Annotated in this window: 20 protein-coding genes; 13 read left to right on the top strand and 7 right to left on the bottom strand. The window is 63.4% G+C overall.

The window, feature by feature from the left end; translation table 11 throughout:
* Window positions 1-114 precede the first annotated feature (114 nt).
* The 6 genes from A7X65_RS21075 to A7X65_RS21050 all read left to right on the top strand — a co-directional run bounded on the left by A7X65_RS21075 (window position 115) and on the right by A7X65_RS21050 (window position 6,468).
* Window positions 115-1,098 (top strand): ABC transporter substrate-binding protein, encoded by a 984-nt coding sequence (locus A7X65_RS21075; RefSeq protein WP_063690656.1) that lies wholly within the window; start codon window positions 115-117, stop codon window positions 1,096-1,098.
* 76 nt (window positions 1,099-1,174) lie between these two features.
* On the top strand, window positions 1,175-2,872 hold the full coding sequence (gene ilvD / locus A7X65_RS21070) for a dihydroxy-acid dehydratase (RefSeq protein WP_063688278.1): 1,698 nt from the start codon (window positions 1,175-1,177) through the stop codon (window positions 2,870-2,872).
* 119 nt (window positions 2,873-2,991) lie between these two features.
* Window positions 2,992-3,837: an ABC transporter ATP-binding protein gene (locus A7X65_RS21065; protein ID WP_063688276.1), complete on the top strand. Its 846-nt coding sequence runs from the start codon at window positions 2,992-2,994 to the stop codon at window positions 3,835-3,837.
* Window positions 3,834-4,619, top strand: a complete 786-nt coding sequence (locus tag A7X65_RS21060; RefSeq protein ID WP_063688274.1) for an ABC transporter permease — start codon at window positions 3,834-3,836, stop codon at window positions 4,617-4,619. Before A7X65_RS21065 ends, A7X65_RS21060 begins: the two co-directional genes overlap by 4 nt.
* Window positions 4,616-5,383, top strand: a complete 768-nt coding sequence (locus A7X65_RS21055) for an ABC transporter permease (RefSeq protein ID WP_063688272.1) — start codon at window positions 4,616-4,618, stop codon at window positions 5,381-5,383. The genes A7X65_RS21060 and A7X65_RS21055 overlap by 4 nt, the downstream gene beginning before the upstream one ends.
* Before the next feature lie 38 nt (window positions 5,384-5,421).
* The gene (locus A7X65_RS21050; RefSeq protein WP_063688270.1) at window positions 5,422-6,468 is read left to right on the top strand and encodes a 2,5-dihydroxypyridine 5,6-dioxygenase NicX family protein; all 1,047 of its coding nucleotides are present in this window, start codon (window positions 5,422-5,424) and stop codon (window positions 6,466-6,468) included.
* On the opposite strand, the gene A7X65_RS21045 is transcribed toward A7X65_RS21050, so the two are convergent.
* From A7X65_RS21045 to A7X65_RS21025, 5 genes are read right to left on the bottom strand one after another with little or no spacing between them, the layout of a single operon-like run.
* Window positions 6,465-7,457, bottom strand: a complete 993-nt coding sequence (locus A7X65_RS21045) for a 3-hydroxybutyryl-CoA dehydrogenase (protein WP_063688268.1) — start codon at window positions 7,455-7,457, stop codon at window positions 6,465-6,467. The two genes, A7X65_RS21050 and A7X65_RS21045, sit on opposite strands and share 4 nt — an antisense overlap.
* A 3-nt stretch (window positions 7,458-7,460) precedes the next feature.
* Window positions 7,461-8,549, bottom strand: a complete 1,089-nt coding sequence (locus A7X65_RS21040) for an NAD/NADP-dependent octopine/nopaline dehydrogenase family protein (protein WP_063688266.1) — start codon at window positions 8,547-8,549, stop codon at window positions 7,461-7,463.
* On the bottom strand, window positions 8,546-10,081 hold the full coding sequence (locus A7X65_RS21035; RefSeq protein ID WP_063688264.1) for a class I adenylate-forming enzyme family protein: 1,536 nt from the start codon (window positions 10,079-10,081) through the stop codon (window positions 8,546-8,548). Before A7X65_RS21035 ends, A7X65_RS21040 begins: the two co-directional genes overlap by 4 nt.
* A gap of 2 nt (window positions 10,082-10,083) precedes the next feature.
* The gene (locus A7X65_RS21030) at window positions 10,084-11,373 is read right to left on the bottom strand and encodes an acyl-CoA dehydrogenase family protein (protein ID WP_063688262.1); all 1,290 of its coding nucleotides are present in this window, start codon (window positions 11,371-11,373) and stop codon (window positions 10,084-10,086) included.
* A gap of 12 nt (window positions 11,374-11,385) precedes the next feature.
* Window positions 11,386-12,201, bottom strand: coding sequence for an alpha/beta fold hydrolase (locus A7X65_RS21025; RefSeq protein WP_082885014.1), 816 nt, complete (start codon window positions 12,199-12,201; stop codon window positions 11,386-11,388).
* Between the two features lie 198 nt (window positions 12,202-12,399).
* Between A7X65_RS21025 and A7X65_RS21020 the strand changes: the two genes are divergently transcribed.
* The 4 genes from A7X65_RS21020 (at window position 12,400) to A7X65_RS21005 (ending at window position 17,792) form a co-directional block, all read left to right on the top strand.
* Window positions 12,400-13,161 carry an SDR family NAD(P)-dependent oxidoreductase gene (locus tag A7X65_RS21020; protein WP_063688258.1) on the top strand — a complete coding sequence of 254 codons (762 nt, stop codon included), beginning with the start codon at window positions 12,400-12,402 and terminating at the stop codon, window positions 13,159-13,161.
* A 39-nt stretch (window positions 13,162-13,200) separates the two neighbouring features.
* Window positions 13,201-14,037 (top strand): enoyl-CoA hydratase family protein, encoded by an 837-nt coding sequence (locus A7X65_RS21015; protein ID WP_063688256.1) that lies wholly within the window; start codon window positions 13,201-13,203, stop codon window positions 14,035-14,037.
* 97 nt (window positions 14,038-14,134) lie between these two features.
* Window positions 14,135-16,486, top strand: coding sequence for a bifunctional salicylyl-CoA 5-hydroxylase/oxidoreductase (locus A7X65_RS21010; protein WP_063688254.1), 2,352 nt, complete (start codon window positions 14,135-14,137; stop codon window positions 16,484-16,486).
* A gap of 55 nt (window positions 16,487-16,541) precedes the next feature.
* Window positions 16,542-17,792, top strand: a complete 1,251-nt coding sequence (locus tag A7X65_RS21005; RefSeq protein WP_063688252.1) for a flavin-dependent oxidoreductase — start codon at window positions 16,542-16,544, stop codon at window positions 17,790-17,792.
* A 9-nt stretch (window positions 17,793-17,801) separates the two neighbouring features.
* On the opposite strand, the gene A7X65_RS21000 is transcribed toward A7X65_RS21005, so the two are convergent.
* Window positions 17,802-18,260, bottom strand: coding sequence for a cupin domain-containing protein (locus tag A7X65_RS21000; RefSeq protein WP_063688250.1), 459 nt, complete (start codon window positions 18,258-18,260; stop codon window positions 17,802-17,804).
* A 29-nt stretch (window positions 18,261-18,289) separates the two neighbouring features.
* Window positions 18,290-19,468, bottom strand: coding sequence for an ABC transporter substrate-binding protein (locus A7X65_RS20995; protein ID WP_063688248.1), 1,179 nt, complete (start codon window positions 19,466-19,468; stop codon window positions 18,290-18,292).
* A gap of 277 nt (window positions 19,469-19,745) precedes the next feature.
* Here A7X65_RS20995 and A7X65_RS20990 point away from each other — a divergent pair, with 277 nt between their 5' ends.
* From A7X65_RS20990 to A7X65_RS20980, 3 genes are all read left to right on the top strand, one after another.
* Window positions 19,746-20,237 (top strand): MarR family winged helix-turn-helix transcriptional regulator, encoded by a 492-nt coding sequence (locus A7X65_RS20990; RefSeq protein ID WP_035971233.1) that lies wholly within the window; start codon window positions 19,746-19,748, stop codon window positions 20,235-20,237.
* 147 nt (window positions 20,238-20,384) lie between these two features.
* Window positions 20,385-22,076 (top strand): benzoate-CoA ligase family protein, encoded by a 1,692-nt coding sequence (locus tag A7X65_RS20985; RefSeq protein WP_063688246.1) that lies wholly within the window; start codon window positions 20,385-20,387, stop codon window positions 22,074-22,076.
* Window positions 22,077-22,097: 21 nt separating this feature from the next.
* On the top strand, window positions 22,098-22,556 hold the full coding sequence (locus A7X65_RS20980; protein ID WP_063690654.1) for a RidA family protein: 459 nt from the start codon (window positions 22,098-22,100) through the stop codon (window positions 22,554-22,556).
* The last annotated feature ends 4 nt before the right edge of the window (window positions 22,557-22,560 follow it).

The following is a 22,560-nucleotide window of genomic DNA, read 5'->3' as shown; positions in this document are numbered from 1 at the left end:
CAACGGCGAAACCGGGTGGGCTTGCATGGCTTGCTTGATTGTTTGAACCATGAAACATTTGGACCGGTCGGGGTGGGTGGCGCCGGTCGGCGCCGGAGCAACGGAGTGGGCGCGATGCGAACGGTTTCGAGGTTGATGCTGGCAACCGCTGTGGTGGTGGCCGTGATTGCGGGCGCAGGTCCGTCACGGGCGCAGCAGACGATCCGCGTCGGCTGGACCATTCCGGCCGAGGAATCCAAATACTGGATGATGCGCAGGCCGGCTGAATTCCCCAATATCGGTAAGACCTACAACATTGAATGGACCCAATTTCAGGGTACCGCACCGATGACGCAGGCATTGGCCGCGGGCGCTCTGGATTGCGCGACGCAGGCGCCGCTGTCGCTCTCCAATGGTGTGGTTGGCGGCAATCTCAAGGCCTACATCGTGGCGCAACATGTGTTCGAGAAGCCGGGCGGCTTTTCGGTCTATTGGGCCGTGATGGACGACTCGCCGATCAAGACCATTGCCGACCTCAAGGGCAAGACTGTCGGCATTTCCGTGATCGGGGGCGGCACGCAGGGGCCGTTCAATCTGCTCCTGAAGCAGAACGGTGTCGATCCCGCCAAGGATATCAAGCTGGTCGAGGTCGGGTTTGCCGTCTCAGAGGACGCGTTACGCCAGGGCCGCGTTGACGCCGTCAACATGAACCAGCCGTTTGCCGCGCGCGCTGAGGCGAAGGGCGGCACCCGCAAACTGTTCTCGCTGTCGCAGGCCATGCCGAACATCGTGCACATTCTGGAAGCCTGCCGTGCCGATTTCGTCGACAAGAATCCGGAACTGGTCAAGGCCTATGTCCGCGACATCACGTCAGGCATGAAGAAGGCCTTGGCGAACCGCGAAGAGACCTTGAAGGTTGTGTCCGAAGTGCTGAAGGCACCGGTTCCGGTACTGGAAACTTATCTGCTCAAGGACAACGACTTTGGCCGTGATCCCGGGGCGGCGCCGAATTTCCCTGCGATTCAGAAGATGCTCGATATCTATGCAGAGACGGGAATGCTGCCGAAGCTGGATGTTGCTCAGTTCAAGCACCCGACGATCGTCGCTCCGCTGGAATAGGCGGTAGAACGAGCTATCCGAACAGTCAGATCGCAACTGCCCGGTCGTCCGGGCGTTGCATGAAGAAGATGCACGCATGAAGAAGTTGCGATCACGGGTGACGACAGAGGGGCTCGACCGCGCCCCGCACCGCGCTTTCATGCGTGCGATGGGGCTCGACGACGCCGCGATTGCCAGGCCTATGGTTGGCGTCGTCAGCATGAAGGGCGAGCAGACGCCCTGCAACATGACTCACGACTTCCAGGTGGCCGCAGCGAAGACCGGAATTGAGGAGGCGGGCGGCACGCCCCGCGAATTCTCGACCGTGTCGGTCTCCGACGGCATCAGCATGAATCATGAGGGAATGAAGTTTTCCCTCTTTTCGCGCGAGCTGATTGCCGATTCGATCGAAGCCGTCGTCCATGGCCTGGCTTACGACGCGCTGATCGGGTACGGCGGATGCGACAAGACCCTTCCCGGCGTGATGATGGGCATGGTCCGTTGCAACGTGCCGTCCATTTTCATCTATGGCGGCAGCTCGCTGCCCGGGCGCGTGGACGGGCGGACGCTGACTGTGCTCGATTCCTACGAGGCTGTCGGCAGTTTCATGACGGGTGAGATCGACGGCGCCACGCTAGAGCGGATTGAGCGTGCATGTCTTCCGACCATCGGCGCATGTGCTGGCCAGTTCACCGCGAACACCATGGGGATGGTGTCGGAGGCAATGGGCCTGACCATTCCAAACGTTTCGATGGTGCCCGGCGTCTATGCTGAACGCGCGCAGATCTCGCGGCGCGCGGGGCGACTGATCATGGAGATGCTGGAGCGAGGCGGGCCGTTGCCACGCGACATCGTGACGCGAAAATCCCTCGAGAACGGTGCGGCGATCGTTGCTGCGACGGGCGGCTCGACCAACGCTGCGCTGCATCTGCCCGCCATCGCGAACGAGGCCGGCATCGCATTCACGATCGATGACGTCGGTGAGGTCTTTGCCAGGACACCACTGATCGGAAACTTGCGGCCTGGGGGCAAATACACGGCGAAGGACGTCTACGATATCGGCGGCGCTGCGGTCGTGATCCGGGAGTTGATTCAGAGTGGGCATATCGATGGCAGCTGCCTGACCATCACAGGCCGTACACTCGCGGAGGAATACGGCGCTGCCAACGCGCCTGATGGAGAGATCGTCTACACCTCGCGTGCCCCGATCATGCCGGATGGCGGTGTGGCGGTGCTGAAGGGCAATCTCTGTCCAGACGGGGCGGTGATCAAGGTCGCTGGCCTGAAGAGCCAATACTTCGAGGGGATTGCCCGCGTCTTCGAAGACGAGGAGGCCTGTGTCAAGGCGGTTCGTGACCGAAGCTACAGGCCGGGCGAAGTTCTCGTTATTCGCAACGAAGGACCCGTCGGCGGCCCCGGCATGCGCGAGATGCTCGGCGTCACCGCGTTGATCTATGGCCAGGGTATGGGCGAGAAGGTGGCCCTGATCACGGACGGCCGGTTCTCGGGCGCCACCCGCGGCATGTGCATCGGCTATGTCTCCCCCGAAGCGTTCGTTGGCGGTCCGCTGGCGCTCGTTCGCGACGGTGACAGGATCCGCATTGACGCGGCCAGCCGCCGGATGGATGTGCTGCTCGACGAGCAAGAGCTCGCGGCGCGACAGCGCGATTGGAAACCGCGGCCGCCACGTCACCGCGCAGGTGCGCTCGCGAAATATGCGCGTCTCGTCGGGCAGGCGCCGGGCGGAGCCGTGACGCATGAGGGCCCGGCAGAATGGCCCTGGTTCGAACAATGAGCCGCGTGGGTGGCGGAAACAGCAGTCGATCTGGCAAGTTTCTTGCTAAGCTCGTTCAGCTGACGGAGGGCATTCGGCAGACTTGTTGTGCGACATGGCACGCGTGAAGTGAGAACGGGATGAAGGTAGTGCCTTCGAGATCGAGCGAATGGGTGAAACCGGTGGCGTCACAAAAGCCGGCTTCTGCGATCATCGAGATCGACCGCGTCTCGCAGGTTTTTCAGACCTCGGCGCGCAAGGATCATTTGGCGCTCTCGGACATCTCGCTGACGATCGAGGAAGGGGCCTTCGTTTCAATTCTTGGGCCATCCGGCTGCGGCAAGTCGACACTGCTTTACATCGTCGGCGGTTTCGTCAGCCCAACCAGTGGTGCGGCGAGGATCAAGGGGCAGGCGATCACAGGACCCGGTCCGGATCGCGGACCGGTGTTCCAGGAGTTTGCACTGTTTCCCTGGAAGACGGTCCTTGGCAATGTGATGTACGGGCCGCGCCAGCAAGGTGTGCGGGCGAGCGAGGCTGATGCGCTGAGCCGTTCGCTGATCGAGATGGTTGGCCTCAAGGGCTACGAGAATTTCTATCCCAAGGAGCTGTCGGGCGGCATGAAGCAGCGCGTGGCGCTCGCGCGGACGCTTGCCTACCATCCTGAGGTCCTGTTGATGGACGAGCCGTTCGGGGCACTGGACGCCCACACCCGGACGCGCCTGCAGAACGACCTGCTGAATATCTGGGAGCGCGACCGCAAGACGGTATTGTTCGTGACCCATTCGGTCGACGAGGCTGTCTTCCTGTCGGACAAGGTCGTGATGATGTCGAAATCGCCCGGCCGCATCCGGCAAGTGATCGACATCGATCTTCCGCGGCCGCGCCGCCGCAGCGAACTGCTGCTCGATCCGCGCTATCAGAAATACGTCGTCGACATCGAGCGCATGTTCGACGAGAGCGATGAAGCCGGGTCTGCCACGTGATATCGCCAACCGCCCTGACCAGACGTGCCGCTCCGGTGCTGGCCTGCATCGGATTGCTGGCAGTGTGGCAGGTTGCCTCGCTGGTATTGAAGAACGACAGCTTTCCAACGGCGATCGAGGCGATTCGTGCGGTTCCTGACATCCTTGGCGACAAGGAAGCCCTGATCAACATCCTGGCCTCGCTTCGCCGTATGGCGATGGGGTTCGGTGTAGCCGTGCTTTTCTCGATTCCGCTTGGCCTCTTGATGGGGCGCAGCCGGGCCGTCGCAGCCTTCTTCAATCCGCTCCTGATGGTGATCTATCCGGTCCCGAAGGCAGCCTTGATGCCCATCATCATGCTGTGGCTGGGCGTCGGCGACGTCACAAAGACGCTGGTGATCTTCCTCGGCGTCAGCCTGCCCGTGATCTATCACAGCTTCGAGGGTGCGAAAGCGGTGGAAGAGAAGATGTTGTGGTCAGGCGCAGCGATGGGTCTCTCGCCCCTGCAGCGCCTGGTCCGGATCGTGCTGCCTGCCGCGCTGCCGGAGATCCTGACCGGGTGCCGCACGGGATTGGTGCTGGCGCTGATCACGATGATCACCAGTGAGATGATCGCCCGTCAGTCGGGCGCAGGTAACATCCTGTTCAATGCGCTCGACATGGGGCAATACGACACTGTCTTCGCGATGATCATCATCGTGGGAGCAATGGGCATCTGCCTCGATGCGATCTTCGAGCGGATCCGCGCCAGGCTGGTGCGCTGGTCCGAGCCTCAGTTCGACATGCCCCTGAGCTTCTCATGACATCGCGCCTCATCTCGGCAAACCTCCTCCTCGGGCTCGCGCCGATCGCTCTAGTCATAGCGGCGTGGCAGGGCCTCGTCTCGTTCGGCTTTGCGCCGGCGACCTTGCTGCCGCCCCCGGGCTATGTCTTCAGCCGCCTTCTTCAACAGCTCGTGTCGTGGACATTTCAGCAGGAGATCGCGGCGACCCTGGTCCGGCTGTTTGCAGGTTTTGCGATCGCGGTCGTGCTCGGAGTCAGTATCGGCATCGCCGCCGCCGCAAATCCGGCAATCAACGCGGTGGTTCGGCCGATCGTGCGGGTGTTGGCACCGTTGCCCAAGGTCGCGCTCTATCCTGCACTGCTCCTGCTGCTCGGTTTCGGCCACGGATCGAAGATCGCGCTGGTGACGGCGGACGCACTTTTTCCTATTCTCTTGTCGACCTATTATGGCGCATCGACCGTCGAGCAAAAACTGATCTGGTCGGCGATGGCGGCGGGCACATCCCGATACGAAATCCTGTTCAGGGTGATCTTGCCCGCGGCGATGCCGTCGATCCTGACTGGGTGCCGGATCGGCCTTGTCATTTCCTGCATCGTGGTGTTTCTGGCTGAGATGATCACGTCGACGGACGGGCTCGGTCATGCCCTCGTTACGGCGGCGCGGACGTTCCAGGCCGTCGACATGTTCGTGCCATTGATCACGATCTCGCTGCTGGGGTTGATTCTGAACGCCTTGTTGGGCGCCGTGCGATCGTACCTCTTGCGGGGCTTTCCCGAAGCGTGATTTGACTGAACAATAAACTAGGATACCGGGAGAGAAGCATGCTGGCCGATCGCATCGAAGCAAAATGGATCGACGCATTTTGTGAGATCTTTGAGCGATGCGCCGTCAAGGCCGGCGATACCGCGGCAATTCTCTCGGAAACCCAGTCGCGCGCGTTGAATGTTCATCTGGCAGAGCTCGCACTGCTGCGCATGGGCGCGCGGCCGTTCCACGTCGTGATGCCGACGCCGCGCAATCGGAATATCGTTCCGGTCCGCTCGACCGGGGCGAGCGAGGCGATCCAAAAGCTTGGTCCGGTCATCACTGCACTTCAGCAGGCCGGCTTTGTCGTGGATTGCACCATCGAGGGCTTGATGCATGCGGTGGAGACGCCTGAGATCCTCAAAGCAGGCGCGCGAATCCTGGTGATCTCGAACGAGCATCCAGAGGCGCTGGAACGGATGGTGCCGGATCCGGCGCTGGAGAAACGCGTCCGCGCCGCGGCCAAAATGCTGCGCGGAACCAAGCGCATGCAGGTGACGTCGAAGGCCGGCACGGCGCTCGACGTCGACATGGTGGGGGCTTCAACGGTCGGTGTGTGGGGCTGGACCGACAAGCCCGGCACGCTGGCACATTGGCCCGGCGGCATCGTCGTCAGCTTCCCCAAGAGCGGGACGATCAACGGCACGCTGGTGATGGCGCCCGGCGACATCAACCTGACCTTCAAGCGCTACCTGACCTCGCCGGTCAAGATGACGCTGAAGGACGATTATGTCGTCGAACTGGAAGGCGAGGGCACGGATGCCGCGATGATGCGCGCCTATCTTGCCGCCTGGGGCGACCGCGAGGCCTACGCTGTGTCCCATGTCGGCTTCGGCATGAATCCGGGCGCGCGCTACGAAGCGCTATCCATGTACGATCAGCGCGACACCAACGGCACGGAAATCCGTGCCGTGTCCGGCAATTTCCTGTTCTCGACCGGAGCAAACGAATTCGCCGGCCGCTACACGGCAGGTCATTTCGATCTGCCGATGATGGGAACGACCATCGAGCTCGATGGTGTCGCGGTGGTCCGGGACGGGGTGCTCCAGGACGTCTTCGGCTAGTTTCGGTCGAGCACAGGCGGGCGAGCCAGGTTGAAGTGACGGAGCAGGTCCACCATGGCCTGCAGACGCTTGACCCGATAGGCGTCAACGTCCATGCCTGAATAATCGAGAAAGCCGGCGCCCGTGCGCAGACCGATCCGGCCCTCGTGCATGTTCTTCGAAATCACCTCGGGCGCCCGATAACGGTCGCTGCCGAGCGCGCCCTCGAGATAACGGCTGGCGTAGTACAAAATGTCGCCGCCGCCCCAGTCGATGAATTCCAGCAGCCCGAGCACGGCATAGCGGAAGCCGAAGCCGTATCGGATCGCCTTGTCGATGTCCTCGGCGCTCGCGACGCCTTCCTCGACCATGCGCGCGGCCTCGTTCATCGCCAGCGCCTGGATGCGCGGGACGATGAAGCCGGGCGTCGCGGCGCAGACCACCGGGACCTTTCCGATTCCTTCAAGCAGCGCCTTGACCTCCGCTACGACAGCGGGATCGGTGGCTTTACCTGGCGAGACCTCGACCAGCGGAATAAGATAGGCCGGGTTGAGCCAGTGCACGTTGAGAAAGCGACGCGGGTTCACGATCGCACCGGAGAGATCGTCGACCAGGATGGTCGACGTGGTCGATGCAATGATCGTCTCAGGACCGACCCGCCTTGAAGCCGCGCCGAGCACGTCCCGCTTGAGCTCGACGACCTCAGGAACGCCCTCGAAGACCATTCCGGCTTCAGTGAGTGCTGCGTCACCCTGACCGGCCGGCACCACCGACACGCGCGCGATGAGCGGATCAACATCCGCCTCGGTCAGCAGCCCCAGCTTCGCGAGGCTTGCAAAGGTCTTCCTGACTTCGCCGAGTGCGTCGACCTCCAGCTTCGCAAATTCCTCGGTTGAGCGGCCCTTGATGTCGATCATCGTGACAGTATGCCCCGCGTAGGCGAACGCGACTGCGATGCCGCGCCCCATGCGGCCGGCTCCGAGACAGGCGATGTCAGCGCGACCGGTCATTGGTCAAAATCCATTGCGAAGCAGCGTCTGCAATTCGGCCTTGCCGAGGTTGCCAAGACCGAGCGTATCGAGCGTCCGGCCGCCTTGAGCAAAATCCTCGCCGCAGATTGCTCCGCCGATGGCCAGGAAGGCCTTGGCCAGTGGCGTTGCCACGCCCGCCAGGGAGGCGATGGAGACCAGCAGCGACAAGCCCAGCCGCAAATCCTCGCGCATATAGCGGTGCTCGGTCAGCACGATCCGCTCACGCCAGTCGCCGGAATCGGTCAGGCGGTCGTGCGAGCCGCGGCCGTACATCCAGATCTCGCCTTCCCTGGCATAGTGGTGCGCCAGCGGGAAATGGGGGGCGCCGTAGCCCAGTGCCTCGCGCACGGCGATCCGCTCCGCGTCGAGCGCGTCGGTAACCCGGCGGATCGCACCCTGCGTCCCCTCCTTGTGAATGTCCCACTTTTCGAAGTGCTCGATCGGGCCGGCGTTCATCACGATCAGCGGCGGGTGGATGATAGGCCCCGCGTTCATCAGGGCGCCGGACAGTGCATCGCCGCATGGTTCGATCGCGTCGGGGAAGGCGCGTCCGATCACGTCGAGCGCGTGCGGCGCCTGATCCAGCGGAAAGACACCGACGGGCAATCGCTTGGCGCGAATGGTGATTGCGACTTCGAACGGCCCGTGCTTGCGGGTGAGCCAGGGCAATGTGCCGGTCTCGGCAAAGCTCGCTGAGGCCGGGTTGCCGGCCTCCCGCGCGGCCTGTGCGAAAATCATCGAGCCGAATGTCGCTGGCGGCAGGAACACGACCTGTCCGTCCCGCAGGTGCGGTGCGAGCAGCCGGGCAATGTCCGGCTGGGCGAAAGCGGGGGCAGGGCAGACGATCAGCTCGACCTCGTTGACGGCTTCGGCGATGTCGGTCGTCACCAGCCCGAGCTTGACGTCATGACGACCGTTGTGATCCTTCACCACAATGCGCGAACCGGCGGCAACATGTGCTGCGACCTGATCCGCGTCACGGCGCCAGAGCCGGACCACGTGCCCCGACAGCGCGAAATCGCCCGCGGCCGCGAAGGAGCCGTTTCCCCCACCCAGGACTGCAATCTTCAAGATGCTTCTCCTTGCGCGCGCGAGCGCGCATCAAGCTGCTTCAGCAGGAAATGCTGGACCTTGCCCAGTGCCGTACGCGGCAGATCGGTAACGAAGACGATGTCACGGGGGATTTTGTAGCGCGCGAGCTGCGCCTGAACATGAGCTCTCAGCTCGTCCGCTTCGATCCCGCATCCGGATCGTCGGATGACGTACGCAACAGGTACCTCGTCCCAGCGCGGATCCGGACGGCCGATTACAGCGCATTCGCTGACATCGGGATGTTCGAGGAGGACACGCTCGACCTCGGCCGGATAGACATTCTCGCCGCCGGAAATGATCATGTTCTTCTTGCGGTCGCGAACCCAGAAATAGCCGTCGGCGTCGCACAGGCCGATATCGCCGGTGCGATACCAGCCGTCGTGCAACGCCTCGCGTGTCGCATCCGCATTGCCCCAATACTCGAAGAATACGTTGGGACCGCGCACCGCGATCTCACCCGGCGTGCCCGCCGGAACTTCCCTGCCGGCCTGATCGATCACCTTGGCTTCGCAGCACAGGCCTGCAAGCCCGGTCGATCCCGCGCGCGAAAGATCGCCGCCAAGCCGCGTGTAGACGGCGATGGGGCAGGTTTCGGTCGAGCCGTAGACCTGAAGGACTGGCACGCTGCGCGCAACGAAGCGGTCGATCAAATGCGGTGGCACGATGGTCGAGCCGGTGGCGACGGCTTTGAGTGACGAGAGGTCGGCTGAGGCCCATGCGGGATGCTCGCTCACGGCCTGAATGATCGCGGGTACCATGACTGTCAGGGTCGGCCGTTCCCGCTCAATGGTCACGAGCGCAGTGTCCGGCGTGAAACGAGCGAGGATCGTGACCGTCGCGCCGAGTTGAAGCGCGGGCGTGGTCTGGATGTTGAGGCCGCCGACGTGGAAGAACGGCAGCACGGTCAGCACATGATCGTCGGACGTCATGTTGTGCATGTGCTGGCTCATGACGCCGTTCCAGAATAGCGCCTCCTGCCGCAGCACCGCGCCCTTCGGTCGCCCGGTCGTTCCTGACGTGTAGACGATCAGGAGCGGGCAGGAGAGATCAGTGTGCGGGTTGCGGCCGCTGCCTTCGCGGCCAGTCAACAGGCCTTCGAGTGTCGTGCCACCGGGCGGCGCGAAGTCGAGGCCGACAACGGACGTGCCTGGCGCTGTTTGTGCAAGTTCGGCCAGAACTCCGGCAAAGGCCTGTTCGAGCACCAGCACCTTGGCGCTCGCATCGGTAAGAATGAACAGTTGCTCGGCGACCGCCAGCCGCCAATTCAGCGGCACCAGAATCGCGCCGAGCCGCGCGCATGCGTAGAGCAGAACCAGGTAGTCTGGCCGGTTCAGGCTGAGGATGGCCACGCGATCGCCGCGTCCGACGCCGAGCTCCTGCTTCATGGCTGTGGCTGTCTGCTCGATGCGCGCGGCGAACGCCGCATAGCTCAGCCGTTCCCCTTCGAAGGCAATGGCTGTCTTGTCTGGCGCGAACGCCGCGTTGCGGTCGATCAGACTACAGAGGTCCACTGTCAGTCGTCCGCTTCGCCGGCCTCGTACAGTGCCTCGCGTCCGATACGGTCGAGGCAAAGCTCGGCCGTCCAGGGGAGCATCAGCGAGCCGCAACGGCTGTCACGATAGATACGCTCCAGCGGCAGCGACCTCAGCATGGCCTGCCCGCCGCAGGTGCGGATCGCCAGCGCAGCGAGCTCATTGGCGCCTTCCATGACGGAATACTGCGCGGCGTAAGCGCGCAGAACCTGTTCCTTGCTCGGATTGGCGCGCGCTTCCGTAACCGCCTGGAACCAGATTCCCTTGATCTGCTCGAGCTTGATCTGCATCTGCGCGACCGCGATCTGCTTGGTCGGATACATCCGCCGCTTGACCGGCGGCATACCCGGAACCTCGCCACGCAGATAGCGCACCGTGAAGTCATAGGCCGCTTGCGCGAGGCCCATATAGGTCGGGGACAGCGTCAGGAACATGTGCGGCCAGCGCATCGCGGCCTGGAAATAGACGCCACGAGGCATCAGCGCAGAATCGTCCGGCACAAAGACGTCCTTGAACAGCAGCGTCCGCGACACAGTGCCGCGCATGCCGAGCGGATCCCAGTCGCCGACGACCGAGACCCCGTGCGATTTCGCGGGGATTGCGAGATAAAGCGTATTGCGGCGCGAAGCTTTCTCGCCTTCCTCGATCTCGGTGCACAGCACGCCGTAATAGTCGGCGTGGCCGGACAGGGATGCAAAGATCTTCTTGCCGTTGACGATCCAGCCGCCCTCGACGGGCTTTGCCTCTGTACCGAAGGCAACGCCGCCCGCGGCCGCCGCGCCGCCCTCGGAGAAGGGCTGCGAGTAGATCGCGCCGTCCTCGACGATGCGCTTGTAATGGACTGCGCGCCGTCGCTCGTGCTCTGCGCGGGTTTCCGTATCCATGTCGAGATCGTCGGCGAGGGGGCCCGACCATAGCGTCGAGCAGACATGCATGTTCCAGGTCAGCGCCGTCGCGCCGCAATAGCGGCCGATTTCGGCGGCCGCGAGGGCATAGGTCTGATAGTTCGCGCCAAGCCCGCCGTGCTTCTTGGGGACGGCGATGCCAAGCAGGCCGACCCGGTGCAGGTCGCGATAATTCTCCGTCGGAAAGATCGCCTCGCGATCGTAGGTCGCGGCGCGGCCGGCGAACACGCTCTGACCGATCTCCCGTGCACGCGCAATGATGCCGGCCTGTTCTTCGCTGAGACGGAACGCAACGGGGTCGAAGATCGGCGCATCCAGCGCGATCTTGCCGGTTGCGCCGATGGTTTTGCTGACTTGCATGGTCATTGCGCAGTCACCTCAGGCTTTGGTCGCGACGGAATTCAGGAACCGGCCGAGGGCCTCGTCAAAGGCGTCAGGCCGCTCAAGGTTGGCGAGATGGCCGACGCCGGCGAGCTCGGTATATTCAGCGGAGGGGATGTAGGTCGCCGTCTTCGCCATCATCGGCGCCGGCGCATTGTTGTCCTTGGAGCCTGACAGCAGCAGCGTCGGAACGGAGATATCCTTGAGCGTGCTGCGTTGATCGAAACCGATCAGGGCAAGCATCATGGCGCGATAGCTCGCCTCCGGCACGCTTGCCATGCATTCGCGCGCAAGCTCCATTCCGCTCGGATCAGGATTTTCGCCGACGAGCTCTTTCACCAGCGAGGGCGCCAGCGATTTCATCGTCTCGCCGCGGTCGAGCGGCCCGAGCCGTGCCGTGATGAACGATTTCTGCCAGTCGCCATCGGCCTTGCCGAATGCCGGACTGGTCTGCGCCAGGACGACTGCGCGCGCCAGTTTTGGCGATTGCACCAGCCATTTCTGGACAATCATGCCGCCGATGGAATGGCCGACCAGAACAGGGCTGGTCGCACCGAGCTGTTCGATGAAACGTTGGAGCGCATCCGCCAAGGCAGCGATGCTGACGCTGGGAAGCGGTGCGGACCCGCCATAGCCCGGCATATCCCACGCGATTGCACGAAAGCGGCTGCCGAACGTGACAAGCTGCCGTCGCCAGGCGCGCGCTGCGCCGCCGATGCCATGCAGAAAGATCAGAGGTGTCGCATCAGGAGCCCCAGCAGCTTCATAGGCGAAGCGGCCGTCCCTTGTTATCATTGGCGCAGGCTGCGACACGCGGCATCCTTTGGCTTTGGCCCGGCGATGCTAACAGGCCTGTGAGGGATGGGAAGAGATAATTTTATACTTAAAGCAATTTCCGGGCCGGTCTCCGCTGCGGCTCGTCCACGGCACCGCGCGGCGCTTTCGTTGCAATCATTTGAAGTTTAAAATATATCCGACGGAGCGATCAGCAGATCCGGAAGGAGCCAGCGCATGTCCGCATTGCCGCAATCGCCGCACGCGCTGGTCACCGGTGGCGGCCGGGGCATCGGCCGCGCGATCGCGGCCGCTCTCGTCGATGCCGGCACTACCGTGACGGTGCTTGGCCGGAACGGCGCAACTCTTGAAGAGGCGATCAAAGCGGGAGCCGCGCATTTTGCCGCCGTCGCTGACGTCTCGGACGAAGCGTCTCTGAACGCCGCCATCAAGAAAGCGAGTGCGCGGCAGCCGATCGATATCCTGATCGCCAACGCCGGCAGTGCCGAATCCGCACCCTTCGTGAAATCGGACAGCGCTCTTTTTGCGCGCATGATGGACGTCAATTTCATGGGCGTGGTCCATGCCGTCCGAGCGGTCTTGCCGGGCATGAAGGATCGTCCCTACGGGCGCATCGTGGCGGTTGCCTCGACAGCCGGCCTCAAGGGTTATGCCTATGTCAGCGCGTACACTGCGGCCAAGCACGCAGTGGTGGGTCTCGTGCGGTCGCTCGCCCTCGAAATGGCCGGCAGCAATGTCACCGTGAACGCCGTGTGTCCAGGCTTCACCGACACCGATCTGGTCGCCGGCAGCATCGACAACATCATGAAGAAGACGGGCCGGAGCCGAGAGCAGGCGATCGCGGACCTCGCCAGGCACAATCCGCAAGGACGGCTGATCACGCCGCAGGAGGTGGCGGATGCCGTGCTCTGGTTGTGCGGCGAGGGCGCCGGCGCCATCACCGGGCAGGCGATCGCAGTTGCCGGCGGCGAGATCTAGCGCGGCGCGGGTTCAGAACAGGAAGGCCAAGGAGATCACATGAGCAGACCAGCCAATCCCGTGACCATACCGCTCGCGGATTATTCGCCGCAGCACTTCCTGCTGGCCGTGGTCGACGGTGTCGCCACGGTGACGCTCAATCGTCCCGAGCGAAAGAATCCGCTGACCTTCGAGAGCTACCGGGAGCTGACGGATTTCTTCCGCGCCTGTGCGTTTGACGATGCGGTCAAATCCATCGTCGTCACCGGTGCCGGCGGCAATTTCTCGTCCGGCGGCGACGTGTTCGAAATCATCGGCCCGCTCGTCAAGATGGGCACCAAGGGACTGACCGCCTTCACGCGGATGACCGGCGATCTCGTCAAGGCGATGCGAGCCTGCCCGCAGCCGATCGTTGCCGCGGTCGAGGGCATCTGCGCCGGCGCCGGCGCGATCATCGCCATGGCCTCGGACATGCGCCTCGCGGCGAGCGGAGCCAAGGTGGCCTTCCTGTTCAACAAGGTGGGGCTGGCCGGCTGCGACATGGGGGCTTGCGCCATCCTGCCGCGGATCATCGGGCAGTCCCGCGCGTCCGAGCTGCTCTACACCGGCCGGTTCATGACCGCGGAGGAGGGGGAGCGCTGGGGCTTCTTCAGCCGCATCGTCACGCCCGAGCAGGTGCTGCCGCAGGCGCATGTCCTGGCCAAACAGATCGCGGAGGGACCTACCTTTGCCAACACCATGACCAAGCGGATGCTGGCCATGGAATGGGCGATGTCGGTGGAGGAAGCGATCGAGGCGGAGGCCGTTGCCCAGGCATTGTGCATGACCACGGCGGATTTCGAGCGCGCGTTCGAGGCTTTCGCCAACAAAGTCAAGCCGGTCTTCAGGGGCGATTAGGTCGGCTTTTCATGCGGCCACGCCGTCGACGGGGACTTGCGCGAAATTATTTTAGGCTTAAAATAGTTTCGTGGCCGGTTGAATTGGCGAGGCTCCCATGAAAGTCGCGATCATCGGTGGCGGACCTGCGGGTCTTTATGCGGCGATCCTGCTGAAGAAGCAGCGACCTGGCGCCGACATCACCGTGTACGAGCGCAACCGGGCCGATGACACGTTCGGCTTCGGCGTGGTGTTCTCGGATGCGACGCTCGATAATTTCGAGAAGCACGATCTGCCGAGCTACCGCCGCATCACCCAGGAATTCGCCTATTGGGACGATATTGCCGTGCATTTCCGCGGCACGGTGCACCGGGTGGGCGGCAATGGCTTTTGCGGCTGCTCGCGGCAGAAGCTGCTTCTGATTCTGCAGGAGCGGGCCCGCGAACTCGGCGTCAGCCTGCATTTCGAAGTGGATATCGACGACGAGTCCCGTTTCGCCGACGCCGATCTCATCCTGGTCGCCGATGGCGTCAACAGCCGATTTCGCGAGAAATATGCTGAACACTTCCAGCCGGAAGTCGATCTCCGTGCCAACAAGTTCGCCTGGATGGGATCGACCAAGCCGCTTGATGCCTTCACCTTCATCTTCCAGGAAACCGAGTGGGGGCCGTTCATCGCCCACGCCTATCAGTATGAGGCCGGGCACTCGACCTGGATTTTCGAGACCGATCCGCAGACCTTCGAGCGGGCAGGATTGACCGGACTGAACGAGACGCAGTCCGCCGCGCGGATGGCCGAGATCTTCGGCTGGTTCCTCGATGGCCACAAGCTGCTGACCAACCGCTCGATGTGGCGCAATTTCCCGATGATCCGCAGCAAGCGCTGGGTCAAGGACAACATGGTGCTGCTTGGCGACGCCAAGGCGAGCGCGCATTTCTCGATCGGCTCCGGCACCAAGCTTGCGATGGAAGATGCGATCGCGCTGGCTGAGGCCATGGAGAAGGCGCCCAGCATCAAGGCGGCGCTGGACGTCTATGAGCACGGCCGCCGCGAGGAGGTTGAAAAGACCCAGCACGCCGCCGACGTTTCGCTGGTTTGGTTCGAACACGTCGATCGTTTCTGGGATTTCGACCCCGTGCAGTTCGCTTTTGGCGTGATGACGCGCTCGAAGGCGATCACCTACGACAATCTGAAACTTCGCGCGCCCGATTTTGTGGCCGAGGTCGAGCAATCTTTCGCAAGGCAGGTTCGCGACAGCGGTTTTGACGTCGACACAAAAAGGCCGATGGTGCCGCTGTTCCAGCCGTTCCGCCTGCGCGAGATGGCAGTTGCCAACCGCGCGGTGGTGTCGCCGATGTGCATGTATTCGGCGAAGGAGGGCGTGCCGGGTGATTTCCATCTCGTGCACTACGGATCCCGCGCGATCGGCGGCGCCGGCCTCATCTTCACGGAAATGACCTGCGTCAGCCGCGACGCACGGATTACGCCCGGCTGCGCGGGCCTGTGGAACGACGAGCAGGAGACGGCCTGGCGGCGCATCGTCGATTTCGTCCACGGCAATTCGGCTGCAAAGATCTGCCTGCAGCTCGGCCATGCCGGCCGCAAGGGCGCGACCAAGCTGATGTGGGACGGCATGGACCGGCCGCTGGACGAGGGCGGCTGGGACGTGGTCTCGGCATCGCCGCTGCCCTATTTCCCTGACAGTCAGGTGCCGCGCGAGCTCGATCGTGCCGGCATGAACGCGGTGAGAGACGCTTTCGTCGCGGCGGCCGAGCGCGGCGCGCGCTGCGGTTTCGATATGCTCGAGCTGCACTGCGCCCACGGCTATCTGCTCGCAAGCTTCATTTCGCCGCTGACGAACACCAGGACGGACGCGTATGGCGGCTCTCTAGAGAATCGTCTGCGTTTCCCGCTCGAGATCTTCGAGGCTTTGCGCGCGGTCTGGCCGTCGCACAAGCCGATGTCGGTACGTATCTCGGCCACCGATTGGGCGGACGGCGGCATCACCGGGGACGATGCGGTTGCAGTCGCGCGTGCCTTCGCCGAGGCGGGCGTCGATCTTGTCGACGTCTCGACCGGGCAGACCGTGCGCGATTCGCAGCCGGTCTATGGCCGCATGTTCCAGACGCCGTTCTCCGACCAGGTCCGCAACGAGGCGCGCGTCGCCACCATGTGCGTCGGCAACATCACGACCGCGGATCAGGCCAACACCATCCTGGCGGCCGGGCGGGCCGATCTCGTCGCGCTCGGGCGGCCGCATCTGGTCGATCCCTCCTTCACCATGAGGGCGGCGGCCTGGTACGGCGCGGACGAGGCGTTTTGCCCGCCGCAATACCTTCCCGGAAAGGATCAGATTTTCCGCAACAGCGTGCGCGACCGGCAGGATCTCGAGGAGCTGAGAATTAAGGCTAAGCCCAAGACCCGGGCCGAGCTCAAGGCGGAGGCGACAAAGCCGCTTGCGGCGGAGTGACCGCCCGTGCGACGTTAACCCCATTGCCTGGCGTATTTCGAGTGGAGTAAGGGCGATGAAGGCGATTATCGTCGGTGGCGGTATCGGAGGTCTCACCACGGCTTTGATGCTGCGCTCGCGCGGCATCGGATGCGAGATTTTCGAACAGGCCGAGACCATCCGCGAGCTCGGTGTCGGCATCAACACGCTGCCTCATGCGATGCGTGAGCTCGCGGGTCTCGGCCTGCTCCAGAAGCTCGACGACGTCGCGATCCGCACCGACCAGCTCTACTATCTCAATCGCCATGGCCAGGAGGTCTGGCGTGAAGCCCGCGGCATCGACGCCGGCCACGACGTGCCGCAATTCTCGATCCACCGTGGCCGCCTTCAGGGTGTCATCCATCGTGCCGTCGAGGAGCGGCTCGGCGAGGACCTCATCCACACCGGTTGCCGGCTCGGCGCTTTCACGCAGGACGAGGGCGGCGTCACCGCCTATTTCTTCGATCGCACCGGCGCGCACATCCATACCGCGCGGGGCGATATCCTGATCGGCGCCGACGGCATCCATTCGCGGGTCCGCGACACGTTGTTCCCGAACGAGGGGCCGCCGTGCTGGAATGGCCTGATGCTGTGGCGTGGTGCGCGCGATTGGCCGTTGTTCCTGACCGGCAAATCGATGATCGTGGCCGGCGGCCTCAATGCCAAGGTGGTGATCTATCCGATCGCGGAGGGTTCGAGCCCCGCGAGCCGGCTGACCAATTGGGCGGTGCTGGTCAAGGTCGGCGAGGGCAATGCCCCGCCGCCGCGCAAGGAGGACTGGTCGCGCCCGGGTCGCCGCGAGGAGCTGATGCCGCACGTGGCGCGCTTCTCCGTGCCCTATATCGACGTGAAGAGCCTGATCTCGGCAACGCCGGAATTCTACGAATATCCGACCTGCGACCGCGATCCCTTGCCCTATTGGTCATCCGGGCGCGTCACGCTGCTCGGCGACGCCGCGCATCCCATGTATCCGGTCGGCTCCAACGGCGCATCGCAGGCGATCCTCGACGCACGCTGCCTTGCGGACGCGCTGGTGCGCGCCGAACATCCGCGCCAGGCGTTGCTCGAGTACGAGAAGAAGCGTCTGCCGATGACCGCGGACATCGTCCGCTCCAACAGGCGCGGCGGTCCTGAAGGCGTCATCGATGCCGTCGAGCAGCTTGCGCCCGACGGCTTCGACAATGTCGACAACGTCCTCAGCTATTCCCAGCGCGAAGCGATCGTGCGGGGCTATGCTACCAAGGCTGGCTTCGCCGCTGTCCCGGGACTTGCGGCGGTGCGCGCCTAGGGCTTGGCGTTAGCCGGCGCCGGGGGGCGGCGGCAGGAAGTGGATGTTGAACTCGGCGGCCATCGCCACCACGTCCTCGGGCTTCTGCTCCTTCATGTTGTGCAGGCCCCAGAACAGGTCGAACAGCTTCTTGGTCGGCGACACCCAGAACAGCACTTTGGCGGTCTGCTCCGACTTGTTGAAGATGCCGTGTGGTACACCCATGCCGAGCCGGATCAGGTCGCCTGCAGTTGCCTGCGATTCCGAATTCCCGAGCACGAAATCGAGCTTGCCCTCCAGCATGTAGAGATATTCGTCCTGGTCGGGATGGATGTGCGGCGGCACGAACGTGCCGGGCGGCAAAGTCGCGTGCCACGAGAAGCTGTGCTCGGTTTTGCTTTTCGGCACATAGGTCTGGCCGAGAATGTTCCAGGAAATACCCTGGATCCCCTCGTTAGCCCGCGTGATGCCGGTGATTTCGCTGCTCATTGAAGTCCTCCCTTGACGCGACGCTCGGCTTAGTTCGCCGCCTTGCAATCCTTGGCATAGCGATCGCCGTAATTCTCAAAGACCTTCTGGACAATCTCCGTCTGGAACTTGCCGTCCGGACGCTTGGCGACCTTGGTCAGGTAGAAGTCCTGGATCGGATAGCCGTTGGTGTTGAACTTGAAGGCGCCGCGCAGCGAGGTGAAGTCCGCCTTCTTCAGTGCGGCTCCGACGGCATCCTTGTTCGAAAGGTCGCCTTTCACGCCCTTGATGGCGCTGTCGATCAGCATCGCAGCGTCATAGGCCTGGAAGGCATAGGTGCCGGGTACGCCATTGTAGGCGGCCTCATAGGCCGCGACGAATTTCTTGTTCTGGGGATTGTCGAGATTGGGCGCCCAGTTGGCGCCGCCGAACATGCCGACCGCGGCGTCCTGCTGTGCCGGCAGTGTCGACTCGTCGACCGTGAATGCCGAGAGCACCGGAATGGTGTCGGCAAGGCCCGCCTGGCGGTACTGCTTGACCAGATTGACGCCGAGGCCGCCCGGCATGAACGTGAACAGCGCATCGGGCTTTTGCGAGGAGATCTTGGACAGCTCCGGTTGGAAGTCCAGCGTGTTCAGCGGCATGTAGGATTCTTCGACGATCTCGCCCTTGTAGTCGAGCTTGAAGCCCGCGACCGAATCCTTGCCGGCCTGATAGTTCGGCACCATCAGGTACATGCGCTTGTAGCCGCGATCCTGTGCGACCTTGCCGAGGATCTCGTGGACTTGGTCGTTCTGGTACGACGTCACATAGAAGAACGGATTGCAGTCCTTGCCGGCAAAGGTCGACGGCCCGGCATTGGGGCTAATCAGGAACACTTTCGATTCCGTCACGGGCCGGTGGATCGCCTGGAGGATATTGGAGAAGATCGGGCCGACCACGAAGTCGACCTTCTCACGCTCCAGAAGGCCCTTGACCTTGGTCACTGCCGCGTCCGGCTTGAGCTCGTCGTCGACCACCACGACCTCGACATCGCGGCCGCCCATCTTGCTGCCGAGGTCTTTCACCGCAAGTGCGAAGCCGTCGCGAACCTGCTGGCCGAGCGCTGCGGCCGGCCCCGACAGGGTCACGATCACCCCGAGCTTGATCTTCTCCTGGCCGAGGGCGGGGCTCATAGCGGCGGTGCCGAGCAGCAAGGTCGCTGCGGCCAAGGTCGACTGCATTTTCATGATCTGTCCCTCGTGACATCAGGGCTTGCGCTGCAAGCCGCGTACTCCAATCGAAGCTTATGCCGATGATGGCGCTCGCGGCAAGCAAGCTCAAGACGTCGCCATCCCGCGGCACGGTGAGCATGCAAGCGGCGCGCCAATTATTTGAAGCCTAAAGAAATCGGCATGCGGTCGATTGCTGCAGCTTTGGACTTGCGGCCGGCTCCGATTTATTTGAAGCTCAAAACGTTGGGGAGTCCGCGCCGGCGCCAATGCCTGCCGTCAGTGACTGCATCAGATGCTTGATTCCGAGACCAAGGCCGTCGAGACGCCGGAGGACCATGCCGAAGAGCTCCGGCTGTGGTTGCGGCTCCTCACCTGCACGACGCTGATCGAGGGTGAGGTTCGCGGCCGGCTGCGCCAGCGGTTCGACGTCACGCTGCCCCGTTTCGATCTGATGGCGCAGCTCGACAAGGCGCCGGATGGCATGACGCTGTCCGATGTCTCCAAGCGCATGATGGTCTCCAATGGCAACGTCACCGGTCTCGTCGAACGCTTGGTGGAATCGGGCCATCTCGACCGCCGCACTTCGGAGACCGACCGCCGCGTCCAGGTGATCCGCCTTACCAAGCTTGGGCGTGCCGAGTTCCGCAGGATGGCTGCCGAGCACGAGACCTGGATCGCCGACCTCTTCGCCGACCTGACGCCGAAGGACGTGCGCGAGCTGATGCGCCTCCTCGCGAAGACCAAGGCGTCCGCACAAAAGTCGGCCGCGCGCAGGCGGCCCTAGGCCCGCCCCACGCCGGCCGCCAATTCCCTTTTGCCGCAGGAAAAAGCACGGGATGCCCAAAATCCCCTATTGCGCCAAATTGTTTTAAGCCTAAAATGTTTTCCAGATAGTGCTGCCGGGTGCTTTCCATGCTGAAAGGAGCGTGCGATGGCCAACGCCGCCAAGGTGCAACTGACGGGCTCGCATGACGGCAACGCCGCGACGGCCCATGTCGACCCATTCGCGCGGCAGCATCTGCCTCCGCGCGAGCTCTGGCCTGAATTCATCTTTACGCGGCCGGAGCTGCACTATCCCCCTCGATTGAACTGCGTCAGCTATTTCCTCGACCGCTGGGTCGAGCAGGGCCACGGCGATGCGCCTTGCGTCATCAGTCCCGCCGTGAGCTTCACCTATCGCGAGCTGCAGACGCTGGTGAATCGCATCGCCAATGTGCTGGTCGGCAAGTTGGGCCTGGTGACTGGCGGGCGCGTGCTGCTGCGCTCCGCCAACAATCCGATGATGGTTGCGACCTATCTGGCGGTGATCAAGGCCGGTGGCATCTGCGTGGCGACGATGCCGCTGCTGCGCGCAAAGGAGCTGTCCTACCCGATCCAGAAGGCGGAGATATCGCTGGCGCTCTGCGACGGAAAGCTCGCCGACGAGATGGAGAAGGCGAAGCAGGCCGCGCCCGGCCTCAAGCACGTCGTTTATTGGGGGAGCGGCGCGCCGGATTCGCTCGAGGCGCTGGTCGCGGATGCCAGCCCCGAGTTCACGGCCGTCGATACCGCCTCGGACGATATCTGCCTCATCGCATTCACGTCGGGCACGACGGGTGATCCCAAGGGTACGATGCATTTCCATCGGGATATGCTGGCGGTCTGCGACGGCTATGCGCGCAACATCCTGCGGGCCGGGCAGAACGATCGCTTCATCGGCTCTGCGCCGCTCGCCTTCACCTTCGGCTTCGGCGGCGTGCTGTTTCCCATGCATATCGGCGCTTCGTTCGTGGTGCTGGAGAAGACGACGCCGGACGACATCCTGGGCGCCATCGAGCAGTACAAGACCACGGTCTGCTTCACTGCGCCGACCGCGTATCGGGCGATGATCGGCAAGCTCGTCGGCCGCGACATCTCCTCGCTACGGAAGTGCGTCTCCGCTGGTGAGACATTGCCAAAGCCGACATTCGATGCCTGGCTCAAGGCCACCGGAATCAAACTGATGGACGGCATCGGCTCGACGGAGCTGCTGCACATCTTCATCAGCGCAACCGAGGACGAGATCCGCCCGGGCGCCACGGGCAAGCCGGTGCCGGGCTATGAAGCGAAGATCGTCGACGAGGCAGGCAACGACGTGCCGCCCGGGACCATGGGGCTACTCGCCGTACGCGGGCCGACCGGCTGCCGCTATCTCTCCGACGAGCGTCAGCGCAAATATGTGCAGAACGGCTGGAACATCACCGGCGACACCTATCTGATGGATAGCGACGGCTATTTCTGGTACCAGTCGCGCTCCGACGACATGATCGTTTCGGCGGGCTATAATATCGCCGGTACGGATGTGGAGGCAGCGCTGCTGACGCATCCCGCTGTCGTCGAGTGCGGCGTGGTCGGAGCGCCTGATGAGGCGCGAGGCATGATCGTGAAGGCCTATGTCATCGCCGCACCCGGCGTGACGCCGGACGCTCAGCTCGTCGCCGCGTTGCAGGAACATGTCAAACGCGAGATCGCGCCTTACAAATATCCGCGCGCAATCGAGTTCGTAATGCAACTTCCGAAGACCGAGACCGGCAAGTTGAAGCGCTTTGCCCTGCGGCAACTGGCGCAGGCCGCAGCGACGTCTTCGGGCGTCGCGGCAGAATGAGAGAAGGATAGAGAATTGTCCGTGACGACGCCGAAAGGTCCGCAGCTCACGGTGCTGCCGACCGCAGCCGAAGACGACACAAGCCGGGGCGCGCAAGTGCTGCAGCCCTCCGGCTGGCCGATGCCGAAGGGCTATGCCAATGGCATGGCCGCCGAAGGACGAATCGTCGTCACCGGCGGCGTTATCGGCTGGGATGCCAAGGAGCGTCTCGCGGCCGGCTTCGTCGCGCAGGTCGCCCAGACCCTGAGCAATATCGCCGCGATCCTGGCCGAGGCCGGCGCCGGGCCCGAGCACCTAGTGCGCCTGACCTGGTACGTCGTGGACATGGAGGAGTACCTCACCAACCTGAAGGAGCTCGGCAAGATCTACCGTGCCATCTTCGGCGCACATTATCCGGCAATGGCACTGGTTCAGGTGGTCCGTCTCGTAGAGAAAGCAGCGCGCGTCGAGATCGAGGCAACTGCCGTGATCCCGCGCTGAAGAC

The sequence above is a fragment of the Bradyrhizobium stylosanthis genome (assembly GCF_001641335.1).
GTDB lineage: Bacteria > Pseudomonadota > Alphaproteobacteria > Rhizobiales > Xanthobacteraceae > Bradyrhizobium > Bradyrhizobium stylosanthis.
Note: the sequence above shows the minus strand (reverse complement) of the source record. Positions and strands in the feature narration are given on the sequence as shown.